General features: G+C 36.4%; 1 pseudogene. It reads left to right on the top strand.

Annotated elements, in window-relative coordinates:
- Nucleotides 1-253: pseudogene (locus KVT11_RS20255) on the top strand (threonine--tRNA ligase); the annotation flags it as partial.

Genomic DNA, 253 nt, shown 5'->3' on the forward strand with positions numbered 1-253 from the left:
ATGGCTTATATATTTTACGCCACTCAACAGCTCACCTTTTAGCGCAAGCGTTAAAACGTTTATATAAAGATGTTAAGGTTGAGCTTGGCATTGGTCCAGTAATTGAAAATGGCTTCTACTACGATATTGATATGGAAGAAGCAATTACAGTTGAAGACTTCAAGAAAATCGAAAAAGAAATGCAAAAAATTGTGAACGAGAACTTAGAAATCGTTCGTCATGAAGTACCACGTGCAGAAGCAATTCGTCGTTT

It is taken from the genome of Bacillus sp. GbtcB10 (genome assembly GCF_019091365.1).
In the GTDB taxonomy this organism is placed as follows: Bacteria; Bacillota; Bacilli; order Bacillales; family Bacillaceae; genus Bacillus; species Bacillus altitudinis.